This window comes from Streptomyces sp. JN8, from assembly GCF_055808075.1.
Map to the genome: position 1 here is coordinate 3,834,947 of NZ_CM147852.1, position 19,450 is coordinate 3,854,396.

The 19,450-nt window shown below is 74.3% G+C and carries 20 protein-coding genes; 12 read left to right on the forward strand and 8 right to left on the reverse strand.

The genetic code is table 11. From position 1 onward, the window contains the following. The first annotated feature begins 108 nt into the window (after positions 1-108). From ACY0MR_RS16695 to ACY0MR_RS16705, 3 genes are all read left to right on the forward strand, one after another. A complete protein-coding gene (locus tag ACY0MR_RS16695) occupies positions 109-1,068 on the forward strand; it encodes an ROK family protein (protein ID WP_361856798.1) in 960 nt (319 codons plus the stop codon). Further along, the gene (gene nagA / locus ACY0MR_RS16700) at positions 1,068-2,210 is read left to right on the forward strand and encodes an N-acetylglucosamine-6-phosphate deacetylase (RefSeq protein ID WP_388792349.1); all 1,143 of its coding nucleotides are present in this window, start codon (positions 1,068-1,070) and stop codon (positions 2,208-2,210) included. Before ACY0MR_RS16695 ends, nagA begins: the two co-directional genes overlap by 1 nt. 135 nt (positions 2,211-2,345) lie before the next feature. Beyond that, positions 2,346-3,272, forward strand: coding sequence for a 1-phosphofructokinase family hexose kinase (locus ACY0MR_RS16705; RefSeq protein WP_473561394.1), 927 nt, complete (start codon positions 2,346-2,348; stop codon positions 3,270-3,272). 78 nt (positions 3,273-3,350) lie between these two features. On the opposite strand, the gene ACY0MR_RS16710 is transcribed toward ACY0MR_RS16705, so the two are convergent. Both ACY0MR_RS16710 and cdgB read right to left on the reverse strand, forming a co-directional pair. Next, complete coding sequence (locus tag ACY0MR_RS16710; RefSeq protein ID WP_473561396.1) at positions 3,351-4,319, reverse strand: carbohydrate-binding protein; 969 nt, start codon at positions 4,317-4,319, stop codon at positions 3,351-3,353. A gap of 95 nt (positions 4,320-4,414) precedes the next feature. Continuing rightward, a complete protein-coding gene (gene cdgB, locus ACY0MR_RS16715; RefSeq protein WP_473561398.1) occupies positions 4,415-6,217 on the reverse strand; it encodes a diguanylate cyclase CdgB in 1,803 nt (600 codons plus the stop codon). Between the two features lie 300 nt (positions 6,218-6,517). Here cdgB and ACY0MR_RS16720 point away from each other — a divergent pair, with 300 nt between their 5' ends. Then, entirely contained in the window at positions 6,518-7,081 is a 564-nt protein-coding gene (locus ACY0MR_RS16720; RefSeq protein ID WP_388792341.1) for a flavin reductase family protein, read from the forward strand. A gap of 22 nt (positions 7,082-7,103) precedes the next feature. Here the strand turns inward: ACY0MR_RS16720 and arfB are convergent, their stop codons facing one another. After that, a complete protein-coding gene (gene arfB / locus ACY0MR_RS16725; RefSeq protein WP_473561400.1) occupies positions 7,104-7,541 on the reverse strand; it encodes an alternative ribosome rescue aminoacyl-tRNA hydrolase ArfB in 438 nt (145 codons plus the stop codon). A 114-nt stretch (positions 7,542-7,655) separates the two neighbouring features. On the opposite strand from arfB, the gene ACY0MR_RS16730 reads away from it, so the two are divergent. Further along, positions 7,656-8,231 carry a TerD family protein gene (locus ACY0MR_RS16730; RefSeq protein WP_388792339.1) on the forward strand — a complete coding sequence of 192 codons (576 nt, stop codon included), beginning with the start codon at positions 7,656-7,658 and terminating at the stop codon, positions 8,229-8,231. 64 nt (positions 8,232-8,295) lie between these two features. Further along, entirely contained in the window at positions 8,296-8,817 is a 522-nt protein-coding gene (locus ACY0MR_RS16735; RefSeq protein WP_392861660.1) for a GNAT family N-acetyltransferase, read from the forward strand. A 63-nt stretch (positions 8,818-8,880) separates the two neighbouring features. Here ACY0MR_RS16735 and ACY0MR_RS16740 read toward each other — a convergent pair whose 3' ends face one another. Next, positions 8,881-10,362, reverse strand: coding sequence for a M1 family metallopeptidase (locus tag ACY0MR_RS16740; protein ID WP_404079664.1), 1,482 nt, complete (start codon positions 10,360-10,362; stop codon positions 8,881-8,883). Positions 10,363-10,464: 102 nt separating this feature from the next. Next, entirely contained in the window at positions 10,465-11,004 is a 540-nt protein-coding gene (locus ACY0MR_RS16745; RefSeq protein WP_388794018.1) for a GlcG/HbpS family heme-binding protein, read from the reverse strand. A gap of 448 nt (positions 11,005-11,452) precedes the next feature. Here ACY0MR_RS16745 and ACY0MR_RS16750 point away from each other — a divergent pair, with 448 nt between their 5' ends. The 4 genes from ACY0MR_RS16750 (at position 11,453) to ACY0MR_RS16765 (ending at position 15,344) form a co-directional block, all read left to right on the forward strand. Next, positions 11,453-12,613: a sensor histidine kinase gene (locus tag ACY0MR_RS16750; RefSeq protein ID WP_392862764.1), complete on the forward strand. Its 1,161-nt coding sequence runs from the start codon at positions 11,453-11,455 to the stop codon at positions 12,611-12,613. Next, on the forward strand, positions 12,613-13,233 hold the full coding sequence (locus ACY0MR_RS16755) for a response regulator transcription factor (protein ID WP_361853297.1): 621 nt from the start codon (positions 12,613-12,615) through the stop codon (positions 13,231-13,233). The genes ACY0MR_RS16750 and ACY0MR_RS16755 overlap by 1 nt, the downstream gene beginning before the upstream one ends. Before the next feature lie 129 nt (positions 13,234-13,362). Next, the gene (locus ACY0MR_RS16760) at positions 13,363-14,568 is read left to right on the forward strand and encodes an FAD-dependent monooxygenase (RefSeq protein ID WP_361853294.1); all 1,206 of its coding nucleotides are present in this window, start codon (positions 13,363-13,365) and stop codon (positions 14,566-14,568) included. A gap of 275 nt (positions 14,569-14,843) precedes the next feature. Next, a complete protein-coding gene (locus tag ACY0MR_RS16765) occupies positions 14,844-15,344 on the forward strand; it encodes a hypothetical protein (RefSeq protein ID WP_361853291.1) in 501 nt (166 codons plus the stop codon). A 24-nt stretch (positions 15,345-15,368) separates the two neighbouring features. Here the strand turns inward: ACY0MR_RS16765 and ACY0MR_RS16770 are convergent, their stop codons facing one another. Next, positions 15,369-16,043, reverse strand: coding sequence for a pentapeptide repeat-containing protein (locus ACY0MR_RS16770; RefSeq protein WP_388792331.1), 675 nt, complete (start codon positions 16,041-16,043; stop codon positions 15,369-15,371). 114 nt (positions 16,044-16,157) lie between these two features. Between ACY0MR_RS16770 and ACY0MR_RS16775 the strand changes: the two genes are divergently transcribed. Together ACY0MR_RS16775 and ACY0MR_RS16780 are read left to right on the forward strand one after the other, a co-directional pair. Then, positions 16,158-17,348 carry a phytoene desaturase family protein gene (locus tag ACY0MR_RS16775; RefSeq protein WP_392861657.1) on the forward strand — a complete coding sequence of 397 codons (1,191 nt, stop codon included), beginning with the start codon at positions 16,158-16,160 and terminating at the stop codon, positions 17,346-17,348. A 57-nt stretch (positions 17,349-17,405) separates the two neighbouring features. Then, on the forward strand, positions 17,406-18,404 hold the full coding sequence (locus tag ACY0MR_RS16780; protein WP_388792327.1) for a zinc-binding dehydrogenase: 999 nt from the start codon (positions 17,406-17,408) through the stop codon (positions 18,402-18,404). A gap of 183 nt (positions 18,405-18,587) precedes the next feature. Here ACY0MR_RS16780 and ACY0MR_RS16785 read toward each other — a convergent pair whose 3' ends face one another. Both ACY0MR_RS16785 and ACY0MR_RS16790 read right to left on the reverse strand, forming a co-directional pair. Then, a complete protein-coding gene (locus ACY0MR_RS16785) occupies positions 18,588-18,926 on the reverse strand; it encodes a hypothetical protein (RefSeq protein WP_473561403.1) in 339 nt (112 codons plus the stop codon). Positions 18,927-18,935: 9 nt separating this feature from the next. Then, positions 18,936-19,415 carry a GNAT family N-acetyltransferase gene (locus ACY0MR_RS16790; protein WP_388792324.1) on the reverse strand — a complete coding sequence of 160 codons (480 nt, stop codon included), beginning with the start codon at positions 19,413-19,415 and terminating at the stop codon, positions 18,936-18,938. Between the last annotated feature and the right edge of the window lie 35 nt (positions 19,416-19,450).

The following is a 19,450-nucleotide window of genomic DNA, read 5'->3' on the forward strand; positions in this document are numbered from 1 at the left end:
GCCGCCGGGACGATGGGCCCCATGACGGGACCCGAATTTGTATCCGTACGCAACAATCCTCGGCAGTGGACTAGACCTTTTGGGTCCCCGAGGGCCAAACTGTCACCCGTGAGACACGTCATCGCCCTGGATGTGGGCGGCACCGGTATGAAGGCCGCCCTCGTCGGGGCGGACGGCACCCTGCTGCACGAGGCCCGCCGCGCCACCGGGCGCGATCGCGGCCCCGAGGCCGTCGTCGAGACGATCCTCGGCTTCGCCGCGGAGCTCCGCGCCCTCGGCCAGGAGCGGTACGGCGAGCCCGCGGCCGCCGCCGGAGTCGCCGTCCCCGGCATCGTCGACGCGGAGAACGGCATCGCCGTCTACGCCGCCAACCTCGGCTGGCACGACGTTCCCATGCGCGAACTCCTCAGCGGCAGACTCGACGGCATCCCCGTCGCCCTCGGCCACGACGTCCGCACCGGCGGACTCGCCGAAGGCCGGATCGGCGCGGGCAACGGCGCCGACCGCTTCCTCTTCGTCCCCCTCGGCACCGGCATCGCCGGCGCCATCGGCATCGGCGACCGCATCGAGGCCGGCGCCCACGGCTACGCCGGAGAGATCGGCCACATCGTCGTCCGCCCCGGCGGCACCGTCTGCGGCTGCGGCCAGCGCGGCTGCCTGGAGCGGTACGCCTCCGCCTCCGCCGTCTCCCAGGCCTGGGCCGAGGCGAGCGGCGACCCGAAGGCCGACGCCGCCGACTGCGCCAAGGCCGTCGAGTCCGGCGACACCGCCGCCCTGCGCATCTGGCAGGACGCCGTCGACGCCCTCGCGGACGGCCTGGTCACCGCCCTCACCCTGCTGGACCCCCGCACGCTCATCATCGGTGGCGGTCTCGCCGAGGCCGGGGAAACCTTGTTCACACCACTTCGGGCCGCGGTGGAGGAGCGAGTCACGTTCCAGAAGCTGCCCGCCATCGTCCCGGCGGCCCTCGGGGACACCGCCGGATGCCTGGGCGCGGGCCTCCTCGCCTGGGACCTGCTCGCCCACCAGACCCCCCAGCGCCCCACCGACTCGGAGGTTTCCGCCTGATGGCCGATCACAAGGTTCTCGCCGGCGCACACGTCGTGCTGCCCACCGGAATCGTCGAGAACGGACGCGTGATCGTCGAAGGCGACCGCATCGTCGGCAGCACGGCGCAGGACACCCCGGCCGTCGACCTGACCGGGCACTGGCTCGTCCCCGGCTTCGTCGACATGCACAACCACGGCGGCGGCGGCGCGTCCTTCACCTCCGGCAGCGTCGACGAGGTCCTCAAGGGCGTCCACACCCACCGGCTGCACGGCACGACCACCGTCGTCGCCTCCTTCGTCACCGGCGAGATGGACTTCCTCACCCAGCGGGCCGGACTCCTCTCCGAACTCGCCGAGCAGGGCGAACTCGCGGGCATCCACTTCGAGGGCCCCTTCATCTCCCCCTGCCGCAAGGGCGCCCACGACGAGACGCTGCTCCGCGACCCCGACCCGGCCGACGTCCGCAAGCTGATCGACGCCGCCCGCGGCCAGGCCAAGATGGTCACCCTCGCCACCGAACTGCCCGGCGGCATCGACTCCGTGCGCCTGCTCGCCGAGCACGGCGTGATCGCCGCCATCGGCCACACCGACGCCAGCTACGAGCAGACCGTCCAGGCCATCGACGCCGGCGCCACCGTCGCCACCCACCTCTACAACGCGATGCCCGCCCTCGGCCATCGCGCCCCCGGCCCGATCGCCGCCCTCCTGGAGGACGAGCGGATCACCGTCGAACTCATCAACGACGGCACCCACCTCCACCCCGCCGCCCTGGAACTGGCCTTCCACCACGCGGGCCCCGAGCGCGTCGCCCTCATCACCGACGCCATGGACGCCGCCGGCTTCGGCGACGGCCGCTACATGCTCGGCCCCCTGGAGGTCGAGGTGAAGGACAGCGTCGCCCGCCTCGTCGAGGGCGGTTCCATCGCCGGCTCCACCCTCACCCTCGACCGCGCCTTCAAGCGCGCCGCCACCGTCGACGGCCTGCCCGTCGAATCGGTCGTCCAGGCCATCTCGGCCAACCCGGCCCGCCTCCTCGGCGTGTACGACCGCGTCGGCTCCCTGGAGCCCGGCAAGGACGCCGACCTCGTGGTCCTGGACGCCGCGTTCGACCTCAAGGGCGTCATGCGCAAGGGCGAGTGGATCGTCGAACCGAAGCTCTGAACACCCTCTGATCAGGAGTCACGCGGAAGGGCGGTCGGCCGGGGGTCTGGGCCAACCGCCTTTCGTTTGGCATGATCAGTGCCCGTCGGAGCGCTCGTTCCGCAGGACTTCAGACGGAGTACGGGGGTTGGTCAGGTGATTCTCACGGTCACCCTCAACACGGCGGTCGACCTGACCTACCGGGTCCCCGCGCTCACCCCGCACGCCTCCCACCGGGTCACGCAGGTCATCGAGCGGCCCGGCGGCAAGGGGCTCAACGTCGCCCGCGTCCTCGCCGCGCTCGGACACGAGACCGTCGCCACCGGCTTCGCGGGCGGCGCCACCGGCGCCGTGCTCCGCGAGCAGCTGGCCGCGACCCCGGTCCGCGACGAACTCGTCGAGACCGAGGGCCCCACCCGCCGCACCGTCGCGATCGTCGACACCGCGACCGGCGACACCACCCAGCTCAACGAGCCGGGCCCGAGCGTCGGCGCGGCCGAGTGGGCCGCCTTCCGCACCCGCTTCACGGAGCTCCTGGACGGCGCCGCGGCGGTCGCGCTCTGCGGCAGCCTCCCGCCGGGCATCCACGTCGGGGCGTACGCGGAACTCGTCCGCCTCACCCGTACGGCCGGAGTCCCCGTCCTCCTCGACACCAGCGGGGAACCGCTGCGCCGCGGCATCGCCGCCCGCCCGGACCTCGTCAAGCCCAACGCCGACGAGCTCGCCCAGCTCACCGGGGCCCGCGACCCGCTGCGCGCGACCCGCGAGGCACGCGGCCGCGGCGCCCGCGCGGTCGTCTCCTCGCTCGGCCCCGAAGGCCTGCTGGCCGCGACCCCGGAGGGCCTGTGGCGCGCGGCCCCGCCGGCCCCGGTGAAGGGCAACCCGACGGGCGCGGGCGACTCGGCCGTGGCCGGCCTCCTGTCGGGCCTGGTCGACGACACCCCCTGGCCCGACCGCCTGACCCGAGCGGTCGCCCTCTCGGCGGCGACGGTCCTCTCCCCGGTGGCCGGCGAATTCGACCCCGGGGCGTACGAGGAACTGCTGAGCCGGGTCAAGGTCACCGAGGAGGGTGCGGCGGGCTGATGCCCGCCCCTCGTACGTGTACGCGAACGGCCCCGTACGGCGATGTCACCGAGCGGGGGCGTACGACAGGTGGGGCGGTCACCGACCGGTCTTGCCCGCTTCCAGGTAGACCTGGTCGAGAATCGCGTCGCAGGTGTTGCCCGCCTCGCAGGAGATCTTCAGCGCATTGTCGCCCTTGTTGAGGTTCACGTAGGCGTACGTGTAGGTCCAGCCCTTCTCCCAGTCGCCCTCGGGCGCCTTGGCGAAGTTGGACATGTTCACCTCTCGGGGAGTCGCGCCGTTGACCGTCAGAGAGGTCTTGGCGTCCTTCCCGGGCACGCTGTAGATGATCCGCAGGGTGTACTCACCCGAATCCGGCACCTTGACGGACCAGCTCGCCGAACCGCCCACCCCGTTGAAGGACACGTAGGAGCCGCCCGGGCCCTTCGCGCCCTTCACGGTCGAGGCCAAGGCCGCCGGTCCACCCAGCGTCAGCGTCGCCGCGTCCTGCTTCGGGAGTTCCTCCGGGGTCTTGTCCGCGCTCGGCTCGGTGCTGGGCTCCTCCGACGGCTTCGCCGGGGCCGTCGCGGTCGTGCCGCCCGTGTTCGCCTGGTCGCCCTTGCCGTCGTCGCCGCCCGAGTTCGTGATCACCGCGGCCGCGATGCCCACCACGACGACCGCGACGACCGCGACCGCGCCGATGAGGATGCCCCGGGTGTTGGGGCCGCGACCGGAGCCCCCGCCGTGGTGGTGCTGCGGCGGGGCCTGCCGCGGCGGGCCGCCGTAGGTCTCCGGGGCCGCGTACTGCGCCTGGGGCTGGCCGTAGGGGGCCTGCTGCTGCGGCACGTAGGGCTGCGCGTGCTGCTGGCCGCCGTACTGGCGCTCGCCGACCGTTCTGACCTGGTTGTACGAGGTGCGAGGCACACCGGGCTGAGACGCCGCCGGGCCGGGGTAGCCGTAGCCGCCCCCGCGTGGGGGCTGGGCGCCGGCTGCCTGACCGTCCTCGTACAGGTAGCCGAACGGGTCGTCGTTCTCGGGCTTGTTCGCGCCGTCGTTACCGGCAGCCATCCGGGTTCCTCTCCATGCTCGCCAGCCGTCGCCGACCGGCCGAGCCTACCCCGAACGGACCAGCCCCCGAAGCGGCCCCGGGCGTGTCAGGAGCCTCAGCCGGCGCGCCGGTGGACCTTGGCGCGGGAGCGTTTCTCCACGTACATCCGCTGGTCGGCGGAGTTCAGGACCTCTTCCACGGTCATCCCGCATTCGGCCCAGCCGATGCCGAAACTCGCCCCCACCCGGACCGCCCGCCCGTCCACCCGGATGGGCGGGATGATCGCGTTGCGGAGGCGCACGGCCAGGTCCGCCGCGTCCGCCGCGCCGAGGCCGTCGGCGAGGACGACGAACTCGTCACCCCCGAGCCGGGCGACCGTGTCCCCGTCCCGGACGCCGGTGGTGAGCCGGCGCGCCACCTCGATCAGCACCGCGTCACCGGTGTGGTGCCCGAACCGGTCGTTGATCGACTTGAAGCCGTCGAGGTCGCAGAAGAGGACCGCGAGGCCCTTCGTGCCGTCGTCCATGTCACCCCCCGAGGGGGCCACCATGTGGACGTGGTGGTCGTACGGGCCGGCCCCCGCCGGCTCGAAGCCGAAGCCGTGCTCGTGCTCGTGCTCGTACGGCGACTCGTACGGGGACTCGTAGGGACCGGGTCCGCCGGGGTCCTGGCCGGCGTCGTGGCCCGGGTAGGCGGCCACGCGGTCCGGCTCGTAGCCGCCGTCCCGCGCCGAGTCGTACGCCCCCGACGCGTAGCCCCCGCCGTATCCCGCGGCCTGGTCCACCGACACGTGCGCCGCCGGGCGCTCGCACAGCCGGGCGGAGAGCCGCGAGCGCAGCTCGGCGCTGTTCGGGAGACCGGTGAGGGCGTCGTGCGAGGCGCGGTGGGCCAGCTGGAGCTCGTGCCGCTTGCGCTCCTCGATGTCCTCGACGTGGGTGAGGAGGAAGCGCGGGCCGTCGGCCGCGTCGGCGACGACCGAGTTGCGGAGGGACACCCACACGTACGTGCCGTCGCGCCGCCCGAGCCGCAGCTCGGCCCGGCCGCCCTCGGCGGAGGTCCGCAGCAGCGTGCCGATGTCCTCGGGGTGGACGAGGTCGGCGAAGGAGTAGCGCCGCATCGCGGCGGCGGGCCGGCCGAGCAGCCGGCACAGGGCGTCGTTGGTCCGCAGGAGCCGGCCGTGCTGGTCGCCGCCCATCTCGGCGATGGCCATTCCGGAGGGGGCGTACTCGAAGGCCTGCCGGAAGGACTCCTCGCTGGCGCGGAGCGCCTGCTGCTCCCGCTCCAGGCGGACGAGGGCGCGCTGCATGTTGGAGCGGAGTCGGGCGTTGCTGATGGCGATCGCCGACTGGGAGGCGTACATCTGGAGCGCCTCCTGGCCCCAGGGGCCCGGGTGCCGGCCGTTGCGGGGCCGGTCGACGGATATGACGCCGAGGAGCTCACGGCCGGAGCCGGGCGGGGGGCCGCCGGAACGGGCGGAGCCGAGCCGGGGCGAGTACATCGGGGCGTAGAGCCGGTCGTGCGGGTGCCACTCGTCCTCGAAGCGGGGCGCGGGGCCGTCGGTGTGCCACTGGGGGACGTCGTCCTCCATCAGCACCCATCCCTCGGTGTGCGGTATGAACCGCAGGTCGCCCCAGGCGCTGCCCATGGACAGGCGGCGGTCCCAGGAGGCGCGGGAGCCGACCCGGCCGGTGATCAGGGCCTCGGCGGCGGAGCTGCCGGCGAAGGCGGCGACGACGAGGTCACCGTCGGGGCGTACGAGGTTGACACAGGCGAGCTCGTAGTTGAGACCGGCGACCACGCCGTCGGCGACGGTCTGCAGGGTGTCCGCCAGGCTGCGCGCAGTGTTGAGGTCCGCCACGACCTGATGCAGCTGCCGCAGGGTCGAGAGACGGACGTACGGCTCCGACTCGGTCTCCATCGCTCGCTCTCCCCGAGACCTCGACAGCAACTCCAGGGTTCTCATCGGCTTCGTGGTGCACATTTACCGTTCGTACTGCACTGTCACTGCCACTGAATCACAGCGAGCTGCGCACCCGGTACACAGGGTCAGCAAATACTGGTCGCTGTGACTCAAGTCACAGCAGGTCATGGCGGGTTCACGCGCGTTCCGCGCGGGACCGCCGCAAGGGGCCCGCGGCAGGTCCTAGGACCGGCGGGGGTGGCGGCCTGGTCCCCCGGTCCGATGCGGCCCCCGGAGGGCCGGAGCTAGCGTGCGGATGTGCTCCAGACGACTCCCGCCTCACCCCCCGTGTCCGATCTGGCCATCCCTCATGCTGAGGGGGTGAGCAACGACGACTTCCGGGCGGCGATGTCCCGCCTCGCGGCCGGCGTGGTCCTGGTGACCGCGCACGACCCCGACGACGGCCCGCGCGGCGAGGACGTCGGCATGACCGCCACGGCCTTCGTGTCGGTCTCCCTCGATCCGCCCCTGGTCCTGGTCAGCCTGCGCAACGGCTCGCGGATGGACGACCTCCTCACCGAGGTGCCCGTCTGGGCGGTGTCGATCCTCGGCGAGGACCAGCGGCACATCGCCGGGCGCTTCGCCATGAAGAACCGCGTCAGCGACCGGCTCCTCTTCGCCGACCTGCCGTACGACCGCGGCGAGGAGAGCGGCGCCCCGCTCATGGGCGGCGCGCTGGCCACCCTGGAGTGCCGCACGGAGAGCCGGGTCGTGGCCGGCGACCACACGCTCGTGGTGGGCCGGGTCCTGACGGTGGCCGCCGGGGCGGCGGACGGCGGCCCGCTGACGTACTACCAGGGGAAGTACCGCCGGCTGTCCTGACGCCACCGGGCGGGACGCGGGCTCAGCCCCAGTCGCGGGACCGGCGCGTCCGCTTCGTCTCCGAGCGCTGCTTCTTCTCGCGCAGCCGTCGCTCGTTGATGCCGCGGGGGATCTTCGTGGGCCTGCGGGGCTTCGGCGGCGGGGCCGTCGCCTCGGCGAGCAGCGCGGCGAGGCGCACCGCCGCCGTCTCGCGGTTGCGCCACTGGGAGCGGTGCTCCGATGCGCGGACCGTCACCACCCCGTTCACCAGCCGCCCGGCGAGGCGCTCCAGGGCGCGGGCCTTCCACACCTCCGGCAGCGCGTCGGTGGCGACGAGGTCGAAGCGGAGCTCGACCTGGGAGTCGCTGGTGTTCACGTGCTGGCCGCCGGGACCCGAGGAACGCGAGAAACGCCACTGGAGCTCGGCCTCGGGGAGCGAGACGGAGCCACGGATGGGATACGGACCGGCCATGCCCTCCATGTTCCCCGCTGTCCGCCGTCGGAGTCATCCTGTTTTCGCCGGGAGGACGACGGGAACCGTCCGGGGGCACCATGCGTTTCTCCAGGCAAGACACCACGATGAAAGGGACTTTCCATGGCTGTGAGCCTGTCCAAGGGCGGCAACGTCTCTCTGACCAAGGAGGCCCCGGGCCTCACCGCTGTCACCGTGGGCCTCGGCTGGGACGTCCGCACCACCACCGGCACCGACTTCGACCTCGACGCCTCGGCGATCGGCGTGGACGCCGCGGGCAAGGTCGCCTCCGACGCGCACTTCGTCTTCTTCAACAACAAGTCGACGCCGGACCAGACCATCGTGCACACCGGTGACAACCGCACCGGCGAGGGCGGCGGCGACGACGAGCAGATCAACGTCAACCTCGCGGCCCTCCCGCCGACCGTCGACAAGATCGTCTTCCCGGTCTCCATCTACGACGCGGTGAGCCGCTCGCAGAACTTCGGCCAGGTGCGCAACGCCTACATCCGCATCGTGAACCAGGCCGGTGGCGCCGAGATCGCCCGCTACGACCTCTCCGAGGACGCCGCCGTCGAGACCGCCATGGTCTTCGGCGAGCTCTACCGCAACGGCGCCGAGTGGAAGTTCCGCGCGGTCGGCCAGGGCTACGCCTCGGGCCTGGAGGGCATCGCCCGCGACTTCGGCGTCAACCTCTGACCGACGCCCCGCGACATCCCCTGGAGCCCCGGCGGGCCTGCCGCCGGGGCTCTAGCCTTGCCGCATGATCGTCGAAGCCCTCGCGCCCAAGGCCCTGGAGGACGGTGCGGCCCTCCCCGGCCCCGTGCTCACCGAACTCACCGCGCTGTACGCCTCCGCCGAGGAGTTCCAGCAGCTGAGCGGCGACTTCCCGGACCCGGCCGACATCCGGCCCGAGCAGGTCGCGGCGGCCCTCGCCGACGAGCTCGCGCAGCCGACGGCCGAGGTGCTGCTGGCCCGGTCCGGCGGCCGGCTCGTCGCCGTCGCCGTCACCCTCGGCCGGCATCCCGACCCGGCGGAGCCCGACCCGTGGCTGGGGCTCCTCATGGTCCACGGGGACGAGCGGCGCGCGGGCCACGGCCGCCGGCTCGCCGCGTACGTCGAGGACGGCTTCCGCGCCGCGGGCCGCACGGGGCTGCGGCTCGCCGTCCTGGAGAACAACCCGAAGGCGCTGGCCTTCTGGACGGCCCTCGGATACGAGGAGACCGACCGCCGCCCGGACCTCGCCCACGGCCGCCCGTGCGTGGTCATGCGGAAGGCCCTGTGAGCCGCCGGGCCCGGTGAACCGGCGCCCGGCGGGCCGGGCCGGGCCGCGATCGGCGGGGACCCCTCAGGAGGCCGCGGCCGGCTTCTCCTCGCCGTACAGCCAGACGTCCCACAGCTCGTCGAGGTCGCGGCCGGCCACGCTCTCCGCGTACGCGGTGAAGTCCTCCGTCGACGCGTTGGCGTGCCGGTACTTCGCGGGCCAGCCGCGCAGGATCTCGTCGAAGGTCCGGTCCCCGACCGTCTCCCGGAGCTTGTACAGCACCATCGCGCCCCGCTGGTACACGGGCGGGTCGAAGAGGTTCTCGGCGGCGGGCGGGGCGGCCGGGGGGAAGGCCCAGTTGGCCTCCTGCGCGAGCGCCCGCTCGAAGTGCGTCCGCGCGGGGACGCCCTCGTACTCCTCCGTGTACAGCCATTCGGCGTAGGTCGCGAACCCCTCGTTCAGCCACAGGTCACGCCAGCTCGCGGGCGACACCGAGTTCCCGAACCACTGGTGGGCCAGCTCGTGCACCAGGGTCGTGCGGTCGAAGGAGGCCGCCGGGAAGACGGGCCGCGTCTGGGTCTCCAGGGCATAGCCGAGGGTCCCGTCCACGGTGACGATCGCGCCGGCGCTGGAGAAGGGGTAGGGGCCGAAGCGCCGGGCCTGCCGGGCGATGATCTCGGGGATCTCCCCGCGGAGCGCCGCGGTGCGCGCGGCGACGGGCCGCTCGGCGGCGGTGAGCACGGGGACCCCGTCCGGGGCGGAGGAGCCGCCCGCGGCGGGGGCTCCGGTGGCGGTCGCGGACCCGTTCGCCACCGCGGTCGCCGTCTCGTACCGGCCGATCGCGACCGTCGCGAGATAGCTCGCCATCGGCTCGGTCGTGCGCCACTCGGTCGTGACCCTGCCGTCGGCCCCCGTCCGGCGGCCGGTCCTGGTGCCGTTGGAGAGGGCTTCGAGCCCGGCCGGGACGGTGAGCCGCAGCTCGTAGACGGCCTTGTCGGAGGGGTGGTGGTTGCCCGGGAACCAGGTCATCGAGCCGGCCGGTTCGCCGACCGCCACGACCCCGTCGCCGGTGCGCAGCCAGCCCTCCTCCGAGCCGTCCGCGTCCGTGATCGGCTCGGGCACGCCTCCGTAGACGACGGTCGTGCGGAACTCGGCGCCCTCGCGGATCTCCTTGCGCGGCCGGAGCGTGAGCTCGTTCCCCGCCCGGTTGACCGCGGCGGGGGTTCCGTCGACGGACGCCCGGTCGACGGCGAGCCCGGCGAGGTCGAGGTTGAAGGCGCTGAGGTCCTGGGTGGCGCGGGCGGTGATCTCCGCGGTGCCGTCGAGCCGCCCGGTCCCGGGGTCGTAGGCGAGGGTGAGGGCGTAGCGGCCGACGTCGTAGCCGCCGTTGCCGAGCTTGGGGAAGTAGGGGTCGCGCAGCCCGGCGGCCCCCGGGGTGCCCCGGACGCCTCCGGTGGCCTCCGTGCAGCCGCCCGCGAGGAGGGCGAGGGCGGTCAGGGCGGCGGCGAGGCCGCCCGCGGCTGCTCCGGTCCGGTGGTGCCGGTCCGTCCGGTTGCGCTGGGTCACGTATCGATCCTAAGCAGGTCCGACACGGAGAAAGGCGACGGCGCCCGGCGGGGGGTCCGGGCGCCGTCCCCGGCTGCGGGTCGCGGGCCGGCCGCGTCCGGGCTACCGGGCGAGGGAGGCGACGCCGGCCTGGGCGAACTTCTCGTCGAGGTCGCCGGAGGGGGCGCCGGCGACGCCGATGCCGGCGACGGGGGCGCCCTTGGCGGTGACGGGGGCGCCGCCGGCGAGGAAGAGGGTGCCGGGGATGTCCTTGAGGGTGGGGGCGTTGGTGAGGCGCTTGGCCAGCTCGGAGGTGGGGGCGTTCCAGGAGACGGCGGTGTAGGCCTTCTTCTGGGCGGACTCGTAGGACTGCGGGCCGGCGCCGTCGCCGCGGAGGGTGACGAGGGTGTTGCCGTTGCGGTCGACGACGGCGACGGAGACGCGCTGGTTCTCCTTCTCGGCGGCGTCGAGGGTGGCCTGCGCGGCCTTCGTGGCGGCCTCGATCGTCAGGTGCGTCGACTGCTGGAGGTTGCCGTTCCCGGCGTCGGCGCGGACCGCGGCGGCGGGGGCGGCGGCCGGGGCGGAGGCGTTCGCGGAGACCGCGCCGAAGGTACCGGCGGCGAGGACGACGGCGGCGGTGGCGCCGAAGAGGATCTTCTTCATGGGGGACTCCAGACGGGTGAGGTGCGGATGGGGAGGTGCTCGGGGAAGCCGTTCGAGCGGCGGGGAGGCGGGGCCGCTCCTTCGCTCTGTCATCCATCCTGTGGCCGCGACCCGGGGCGTACGGTCCACGGTCCGGCTGCCCCGCTCGCGCACACTGGAGGACGGCCGGGTCAGCCGATCGGCTGATGCCCCCGTGGTCCCCCCGGGCCAGGATGGACAGATATCCCCAGGTCAGGAAGGCGAGAACGTGACAGGGCCGACGGAGACCGAGCAGGGCGGCAGGAAGCCGGCCCGCCCGGAGGCATCCCGGCACGGGCGCGCCTCCCGCTCGCCGGAGACGAAGCCGGAGCCCGAGCGGGAGACCAGGCCGGAGACCAGGCCGGAGACTAGGCCGGAGACCAGGCCGGAGACCGAGCGGGACCCGGACGCGCCCTGGCTCGCCCGGGTCATGCACATCGCCTTCTTCCTCCTCCTCGGCGCGTCCCTCGCCCGCTTCCTGCTGCGCCACCCCTGGGAGGACCGCAGCCCCTGGATCGTCGCCCTCTCCGGCGCCCTCGCCTCCCTCTACCTCCTCGGCCCCGTCGTCGGCACCCGCGCGGCGCCGCGCCGGATCGCCTGGCTGAGCACGGTCGTCGCGGTGTGGATCCTGCTCGTCGTCCTCGCGCCGAGCTTCGCCTGGTGCGCGGTGCCGCTCTTCTACACGGGCCTGCGGACCCTCCCCGCGCGGGCCGCGCTCGGCCTGGTCGCGCTGCTCACGGCGTTCGTGGTGTTCGCGCAGGTGCAGCTCGCCCACGGCGGCTGGGACCCGAACCTGATCGTCGCCCCGCCCGCCGTCGCCGCCATCGCCACCGGGGTCTTCGTCTACTCGGACCGGCAGGCGGCCCGCCAGCGGGCGCTCATCGACGACCTGATCCGCACCCGGCGCGAGCTGGCGGCGATCGAGCGCCGCGAGGGCACCCTGGCCGAGCGCCAGCGGCTGTCCATGGAGATCCACGACACCCTGGCGCAGGGCCTGTCCAGCCAGCAGATGCTGCTCCAGGCGGCCGACCGCACCTGGGACAGCGACCCGGCCACCGCCCGCCGCCACGTGCGGACGGCCGAGTCCATCGCCGAGCGCAACCTCGCCGAGGCCCGCCGCTTCGTGCACGACCTCGCGCCCGCCGACCTCGCCGAGGGCGGCGGCCTCGAAGAGGCCCTGCGGGGTCTCGCGGCCCGCGAGTCGGCGGCGTTCCGGGTCGACGGGACCGCGGTCCTCCTCCCCGAACGGGTCCAGTCGGCGCTCCTGCGGATCGCGCAGGGCGCCCTGGCCAACATCCGCGAGCACGCCGGCGCGGACTCCGCCGCCCTGACCCTCACCTACCTCGACGACCAGGTGGTCCTGGACATCGCCGACGACGGCCGCGGCTTCGACCCGGTCGACCGGGTCGGCGGGGTGCGGGGTCACGGGCTGCCCGCGATGCGCGTACGGGCGCGGCAGCTGGGCGGCACCCTGACCGTCGAGTCCACGCCGGGCGAGGGCACGGTGCTCTCGGCCGCGATCCCGCTCCCCGGCGGCCACCCGCACCCGCCCGCGGACCCGTCCCCGCCCCCGTCCCCCCAGGAGTCGTGATGTCCGTACGGATCCTCCTCTGCGACGACCACGTCGTCGTCCGCGCCGGTCTGCTGGCCCTGCTCGGCAGCACCCCCGACATCGAGGTCGTCGGCGAGGCCGGCAGCGGCGAGGAGGCCGTCGCCATGGCGGCGAAGCTGACGCCGGACGTCGTCCTGATGGACCTCCAGCTGGGCGCGGGCATCGACGGCGTGGAGGCGACCCGGCGGATCGCGCCGACCGGAGTCCACGTCCTCGTCCTCACCACGTACGACACGGACGCCGACATCACGCGGGCCATCGAGGCGGGCGCCACCGGCTACCTCCTGAAGGCCGAGCGGCCCGAGGAGCTGTTCGCCGCGATCCACTCGGCCGCCCAGGGCCGCACGGCGCTCTCCCCGCCGGTCGCCAGCCGGGTCATGGACCGGATGCGGGGCGCGGCCGGCCCGAGCCTCACCGATCGGGAGCGGGACATCCTGGGCCAGCTGGGCCGCGGCCTCGGCAACCGGGAGATCGCCCGGGCCCTGTTCATCAGCGAGGCGACGGTGAAGACCCACCTCGGCCGGATCTACGCGAAGCTCGGCGTCGACACCCGCGCGGGCGCGGTCGCCGTCGCGAAGGAACGCCGCCTGCTCCCGTAGCCCGTCCCCCGGCGGACCGCGCCCCGACGCGTTCCGCGGGCGCGCGGGGCTCGCGCACTGCTACTGTGCGTCTCCTTTCGACAGCACGGTGTCACACCTCAGGCCCCGGTCAGTCCAGTGGGAGCGCACGTGAAGCTCGCGATCGTCGGCGGCGGACCCGCCGGCCTCTACCTCTCGATCCTGCTGAAGCGGCAGGACCCCGCCCACGAGATCACCGTGTACGAGCGCAACCCGGCGGGTTCCACGTACGGCTGGGGCGTCACCTACTGGGCGGGGCTCCTCGACAAGCTGCGCGCGGGCGACCCCGAGTCCGCGGCCGCCGTCGCCGAGGCGTCGGTGACCTGGACCGACGGGGTCGCCATCGTCCGTGACGAGCGGACCGTCCACCGGGGCGACGCGGGCTTCGGCATCGGGCGCCGGCGGATGCTGGCGCTGCTCGCCGACCGGGCCGCGGAACTCGGCGTCCGCGTGGAGTTCGAGCACGGCATCACCGGCCCGGACGCGCCCGAGCTGGCCGGCGCGGACCTGGTGGTCGCCGCCGACGGCGTGAACAGCGTGCTCCGCGAGGCCCACCCCGGGCACTTCGGCAGCGCGGTCGCGAGCGGCCGCAACCCGTACATCTGGCTCGGCACCACCAAGGTCTTCGACTCGTTCAGCTTCGCCTTCAAGGAGACCGCGCACGGCTGGATCTGGTGCTACGCCTACGGGTTCAGCGGCGAGCGTTCGACCTGCGTCGTCGAGTGCTCCCCCGAGACGTGGACCGGCCTCGGTCTCGACGGGCTCGGCGAGGCCGACAGCCTCCGGCTGCTGGAGAAGCTCTTCCACGACCTCCTCGACGGGCACGAGCTGATCGGCCGCGACCGCGCCGACGACGCCGCCCAGTGGCTGACCTTCCGCACCCTCACCAACCGGGTCTGGCACCGCGGCAACCTCGTCCTCCTCGGCGACGCGGCCCACACCACGCACTACTCGATCGGCGCGGGCACCACCCTCGCCCTGGAGGACGCGCTCGCCCTCGCCGACGCCCTGCGCTCCGGCGGGGACCTCGACACCGCGCTCACCACGTACGGGAAGCGGCGCCGCGCCGAGCTCGTCTCGGCCCAGAGCGCGGCCCGCTACAGCGCCCAGTGGTACGAGAACCTGCCCCGCTACATGCGCCTGGAGCCGGCGCAGATGTTCGCGCTGCTCGGCCAGCGCCACTCGCCGCTGCTCCCCCACATCCCGCCGCAGCTGTACTACCGGATCGACCGCGCCGCCGAACAGCTGGAGCCGCTGCGCCGGTTCAAGCGCTGGCTGGGCCCGCGGGTGGCCAGGGCGGTCCACGGGCGCCGCTGAGCCCGCGGCACGGATCGGGGCGCCGCTGAGCCCCCGGCCCGGATCGGGGCGCCGCCGGGCCCGCGGCGCGAGGACCGCCGAGCCGACCGCACGACCCGGCCACGACTCAGCCCACCGCACGGCCCGGGGCACCACCGGGCCCACCGCGCGGCCCGGGGGCACCGCCGGGCCCACCGCGCGGCCCCGGGGCACCACCGGGCCCACCGCACGCCGGCCCGGTGCCCCGGGCGGTCCTCGCGTACGGCGGGGCCCGGCGCCGTGACACCATCGGACCCGTGCTCGACATCGGCTACTCCCTCTCGCGTCGCTTCCCCGACCCGCCGCAGACCGACTACCGCCGCGCGGACGTCCACGCCCTGCGCCACGACCTGTTCTGCGGGGACGTGTACCTCGCCGACACCCGAGCGGACCGCGAGGTGTCCACAGCCTGGGGATGGGTCCCGGTGCTCGACTTCGCGTGGGCCCTGTGCGACATCGTCGAGCAGCTCGACCAGGACCCGCGCGGCAGCCGCTCCGCCACCCCGCAGTACGCCGAGCTGGACTTCACCGAGTCCTCCGACCGCATGCTCTTCGAGCGGCGCTTCGGCTGGGTCGACGTCGAGGCCGACTGGATGCCGGGCGACGAACCGCCGATCACCTTCGACCACGCGGCGCTGCGCCGCGAGGCCCGCGACTTCCTGCACGACCTGATCGCCGACCTCACCGACATGCACGAGGGCCTCGCCGACAACCCGGCCGTCTGGGCCCTCCAGGCCCGCTTCCCCCGTCTGCCCTGACCCCGGAGGCGCCGCCGCGCCGGACTACTCCTCGACCCGCACCCCCAGCTGCGCCGCGAGCACCGGCGCGAGGTCGAGGAGCTGCGCCGTCGAGATCACCGCGCCCGCCAGCGACTCCACACCGCGGGCGATCTCCAGCCGCTGGACCCCTCTCAGGTCCACGTCCTTGAGCCGCGCGCCGCCGAAGTCCACCCCCGTCAGCACGCAGTCCACGAACTCCACCCGTTCCAGTACGGCGCCCCCGAAGTCGGGCTCGCTCAGCACGCACCCCTCGAAGACGACGTCCTTCAGCTTCGCCGACCGCAGGTTCAGGTAGTCGCTCTTCCCGCCCCGGACGACCACTCTCTCCAGCACGGCCCCGTGCAGCTGCGTCCCGCCGAGCCGGGCGTCCACGAGCTCCACGTCCCGCAGCTGCGCCCCCGCGAGGACCGTCCCCACCCCCCGCACCCCCGTGAGCACCGAGTCGAGGAAACGGGCCCCGGTGAGCCGCGCCTCGTCGAGCCCGCACTCGCGCAGCGCGCAGTCCAGGAACCGCGCGCCCTCCGCCGACTGCCCCGAGAGGTCCAGCCCGGTCAGTTCCAGCCCGTCGTAGTCCCCGTCCGGTTCGAGCCCTCCCCCGTACGGCTCCAGGGGAGGCAGCCGCAGGTCGGGGCGCCGCGCCGCCGCCACCGCCGTCTTCTTCTTCCGAGTCGTCGCCATCCCTCCATGGTGATGTACGCCACTGACAGCGCCCCGATGTCACGAAACCGGGGCCTCAGCCGTCCCCTGTGCGGGACCGGACAACAGGTCCGCACGAGGGACAGGGAGAGCGACATGCGCAAGCTCACGATCGTCGGCGGCGGCTTCGCCGGACTGACCGCCGCCATCACCGCCGCCGAGGCGGGCGTCAGGGTGACCGTCCACGAGGCGCACCGGACGCCCGGCGGCCGGGCCCGCACCTCCGAGGGCCCCCACCACACCAACGAGGGCCCGCACGCCCTGTACTCCGGCGGCCCGCACTGGACCTGGCTCAAGCAGCGCGGACTCCTCGGCCCGCTGGCCCCGCTGCCCGCCTCCGAGGTCCTCCGGCTCCGCTTCCACCGCGGCGGTTCCGTGCTCCGCACCCCGCCCCTGGCCATGGTCCGCCAGGCGCTGCGCAGCGCGGGCAAGGCCCCCGTGGACACCGACTTCCGCACCTGGGCCACCGGGCTCGCGGGCGAGCGCGCCGCGCACGCCGCCGCCGCGTACTCCGGGGTCGCGATCTTCCACCACGACCCGGGCTCGCTCTCCGCCCGGTTCGTGCAGGAGCGGCTCCACAGGGCCTCCACCCTGCCGCCCGAGGCGCACTACGTCCGGGGAGGCTGGGGCCGGCTCATCGAGCGGATGGTGGCGCGCGCGGGGGAGCTGGGCGCCCGGATCGAGACCTCGTCCCGGGTCGACAGCCTCGACGACCTGCCGCGCGACGAGGGGCCCGTGATCGTCGCGACCGCCCTGCCGGCCGCCGCCCGGCTGCTCGGCGACCCGTCGCTGACGTGGGAGAGCGGCCGTACCGTCCTGTTCGACCTGGCGGTGCGCACCCGGAAGGGCGACCCGTTCGTGCTCTCGGACCTGGACGCCCCGGGCTGGATCGAGCGCTTCACGGCCCAGGACCCGGCGCTCGCCCCGGCCGGGCAGCAGCTGATCCAGGCCCAGCTGCCGATCGGCCCCGGCGAGTCGAAGGCGGACGGCGTGGCCCACGCCGAGCGGCTCCTCGACCTGGGCTTCCCGGGCTGGCGGGAGCGGACCGTGTGGCGGCGCGAGTCGGTGTCCCAGGGCCGTACGGGGGCGGTCGACCTGCCCGGCACGACCTGGCGCGACCGGCCGGCCGTCGACCGGGGCGACGGCGTGTACCTGGTCGGCGACCAGGTGGCGGCGCCCGGCGTGCTCTCGGAGGTGTCGTTCACCAGCGCGGTGGAGGCGGTGTCGCTGGCGCTGCGCGCGCATCGGGACGACGACCGGACGGGGCTTGACCTCAAGCATGCTTGAGGTCGGAGGCTGTTCCTCGTCGCACACCGACCGCCCGCACGACGAACGGGGAACACCATGCACGCCGTCCGCCTCCACGCCTTCGGCCCCGCCGAGAACCTCCTGTACGAGGAGACCCCCGACCCCGCACCGGGCCCCGGCCAGGTCCGCGTCCGGGTCGCGGCGGCCGGCGTGCACCTCCTCGACACCGCGCTCAGGGAGGGGATGACGGGCCCCTTCCCCGCCCCCGCCGAGCTGCCCACCGTCCCGGGCCGCGAGGTCGCCGGCACCGTCGACGCCCTCGGCGAGGGCACCGACCCCGGCTGGCTCGGCAGGCGGGTCGTCGCCCACCTCGGCATGGCCCCCGGCGGCTACGCCGAGCTCGCCGTCACCGACGCCGCCCGCCTGCACGCCCTGCCCGACCACCTGGGCGAGGCGGAGGCCGTCGCGATGATCGGCACCGGCCGCACCACCCTGGGCATCCTGCAGTTCACCGCGCTCGGCCCGGACTCGGTGGCGATCGTCCCCGCGGCGGCCGGCGGGATCGGGACCCTGCTCGTCCAGTACGCCAGGAACGCCGGCGCCACCGTCGTCGGCCTGGCCGGCGGCCCGGCCAAGACGGCCCTCGTCGAGGAGAACGGCGCCGACCTGGCCGTCGACTACACGCTGCCGGACTGGCCGGAGAAGGTCCGCGCGTACCTGGGCGAGCGCACCGCGACCGTCGTCTTCGACTCGGTCGGCGGAGACACCGGCCGCGCCGCCGTCGACCTCCTCGGCAAGGGCGGGCAGCACCTCGTCTTCGGCTGGTCGGGCGCCGGTCTCCACGACGGCGAACCCCTCACCTTCACCCCGGAGGAGCTGGCCGCGCGCGGCATCACCTCGGAGTCCGTCCTCGGCCCCGTCATGCTCCGCAAGGCCGGCGGCGACGTCCGCACCCTCGAACTCGCCGCCCTGGACGCCGCGGCCACCGGCACCCTCCGCCCGGCGGTCCACCGCTTCCCCCTCGCGGACGCGGCGGCCGCGCACCGCGCCCTGGAGACGCGGGGCACGACGGGGAAGGTGGTCCTGATCCCCTGATCCCTGATCCCCGGGACCTCGGGTCCGCAGGTCCGCGGGTCCGCGGGTCCGCGGGTCCGCAGGTCCCCCGGTCCGGTCCGGCGGCCCGGCACCGCGGGCCCACCGCCCCGCCCGGCACCGACACACCGCGGGCCCGTCCGGCCGGTCGTCGGCGTCGGACGGGCCCGCGGGCCGTGCGAGGGCTCAGACCGCCCCGACCACGTCCCAGGAGTGCGCCTTGAACTCCTTCAGGAATTCGGGGTGGTCCTCCCACATCCGGGCGACGGAGCGCAGCACGTCCCAGTTGTGCTCCAGCGCCTGGTCCACCACCGGCCGCAGCTCCGGCGCCGACTCCCGCTTCTCCACGAGGCCGTTGACCGCGGAGGCGGCCTGCACCGTGTACCGCGCGGCCCGCAGGGCCCGCGACGTGTCGTCCATGCCGAACCCGTGGTCGCTCCCGTTCGCCGGGTCGAAGAGCGGGGTCAACCGCGCCTCGATGAACGCCGTGATCCGCTGGAACCGCTGCTCGATGTCCGTATCCATGGGACCTTCCTACACCCCTGCGGCACCGAGCTCGGCCAGCGCCCCGTCCGTCAGCCGGTAGACCGTCCACTCGTCCTGCGGGCGGGCGCCCAGCGACTCGTAGAAGTCGATCGACGGCTGGTTCCAGTTCAGGACGGACCACTCCAGGCGCTCGTACCCGCGCGCGACGCAGATCCGGGCCAGTTCGGTGAGCAGCGCCTTGCCGTGGCCGCCGCCGCGCGCCTCCGGACGGACGTACAGGTCCTCCAGGTAGATGCCGTGGACACCGCGCCAGGTCGAGAAGTTGAGGAACCAGATCGCGAAGCCCACCACCTCGCCGTCCGCGTTCTCGGCGATGTGCGCGAAGGCGGCGGGCCGGTCGCCGAAGAGGGCCTCACGGAGCTGCTCGGGAGTCGCGCGGACCTCGTCGAGGGCCTTCTCGTACGCGGCGAGGTCACGGACGAGGGCGTGGACGACGGGAACGTCGGCGGGCGTGGCTGTACGGATCATGGGACCACCCTGCCCCGACGGGCCCGGTCCCGGCC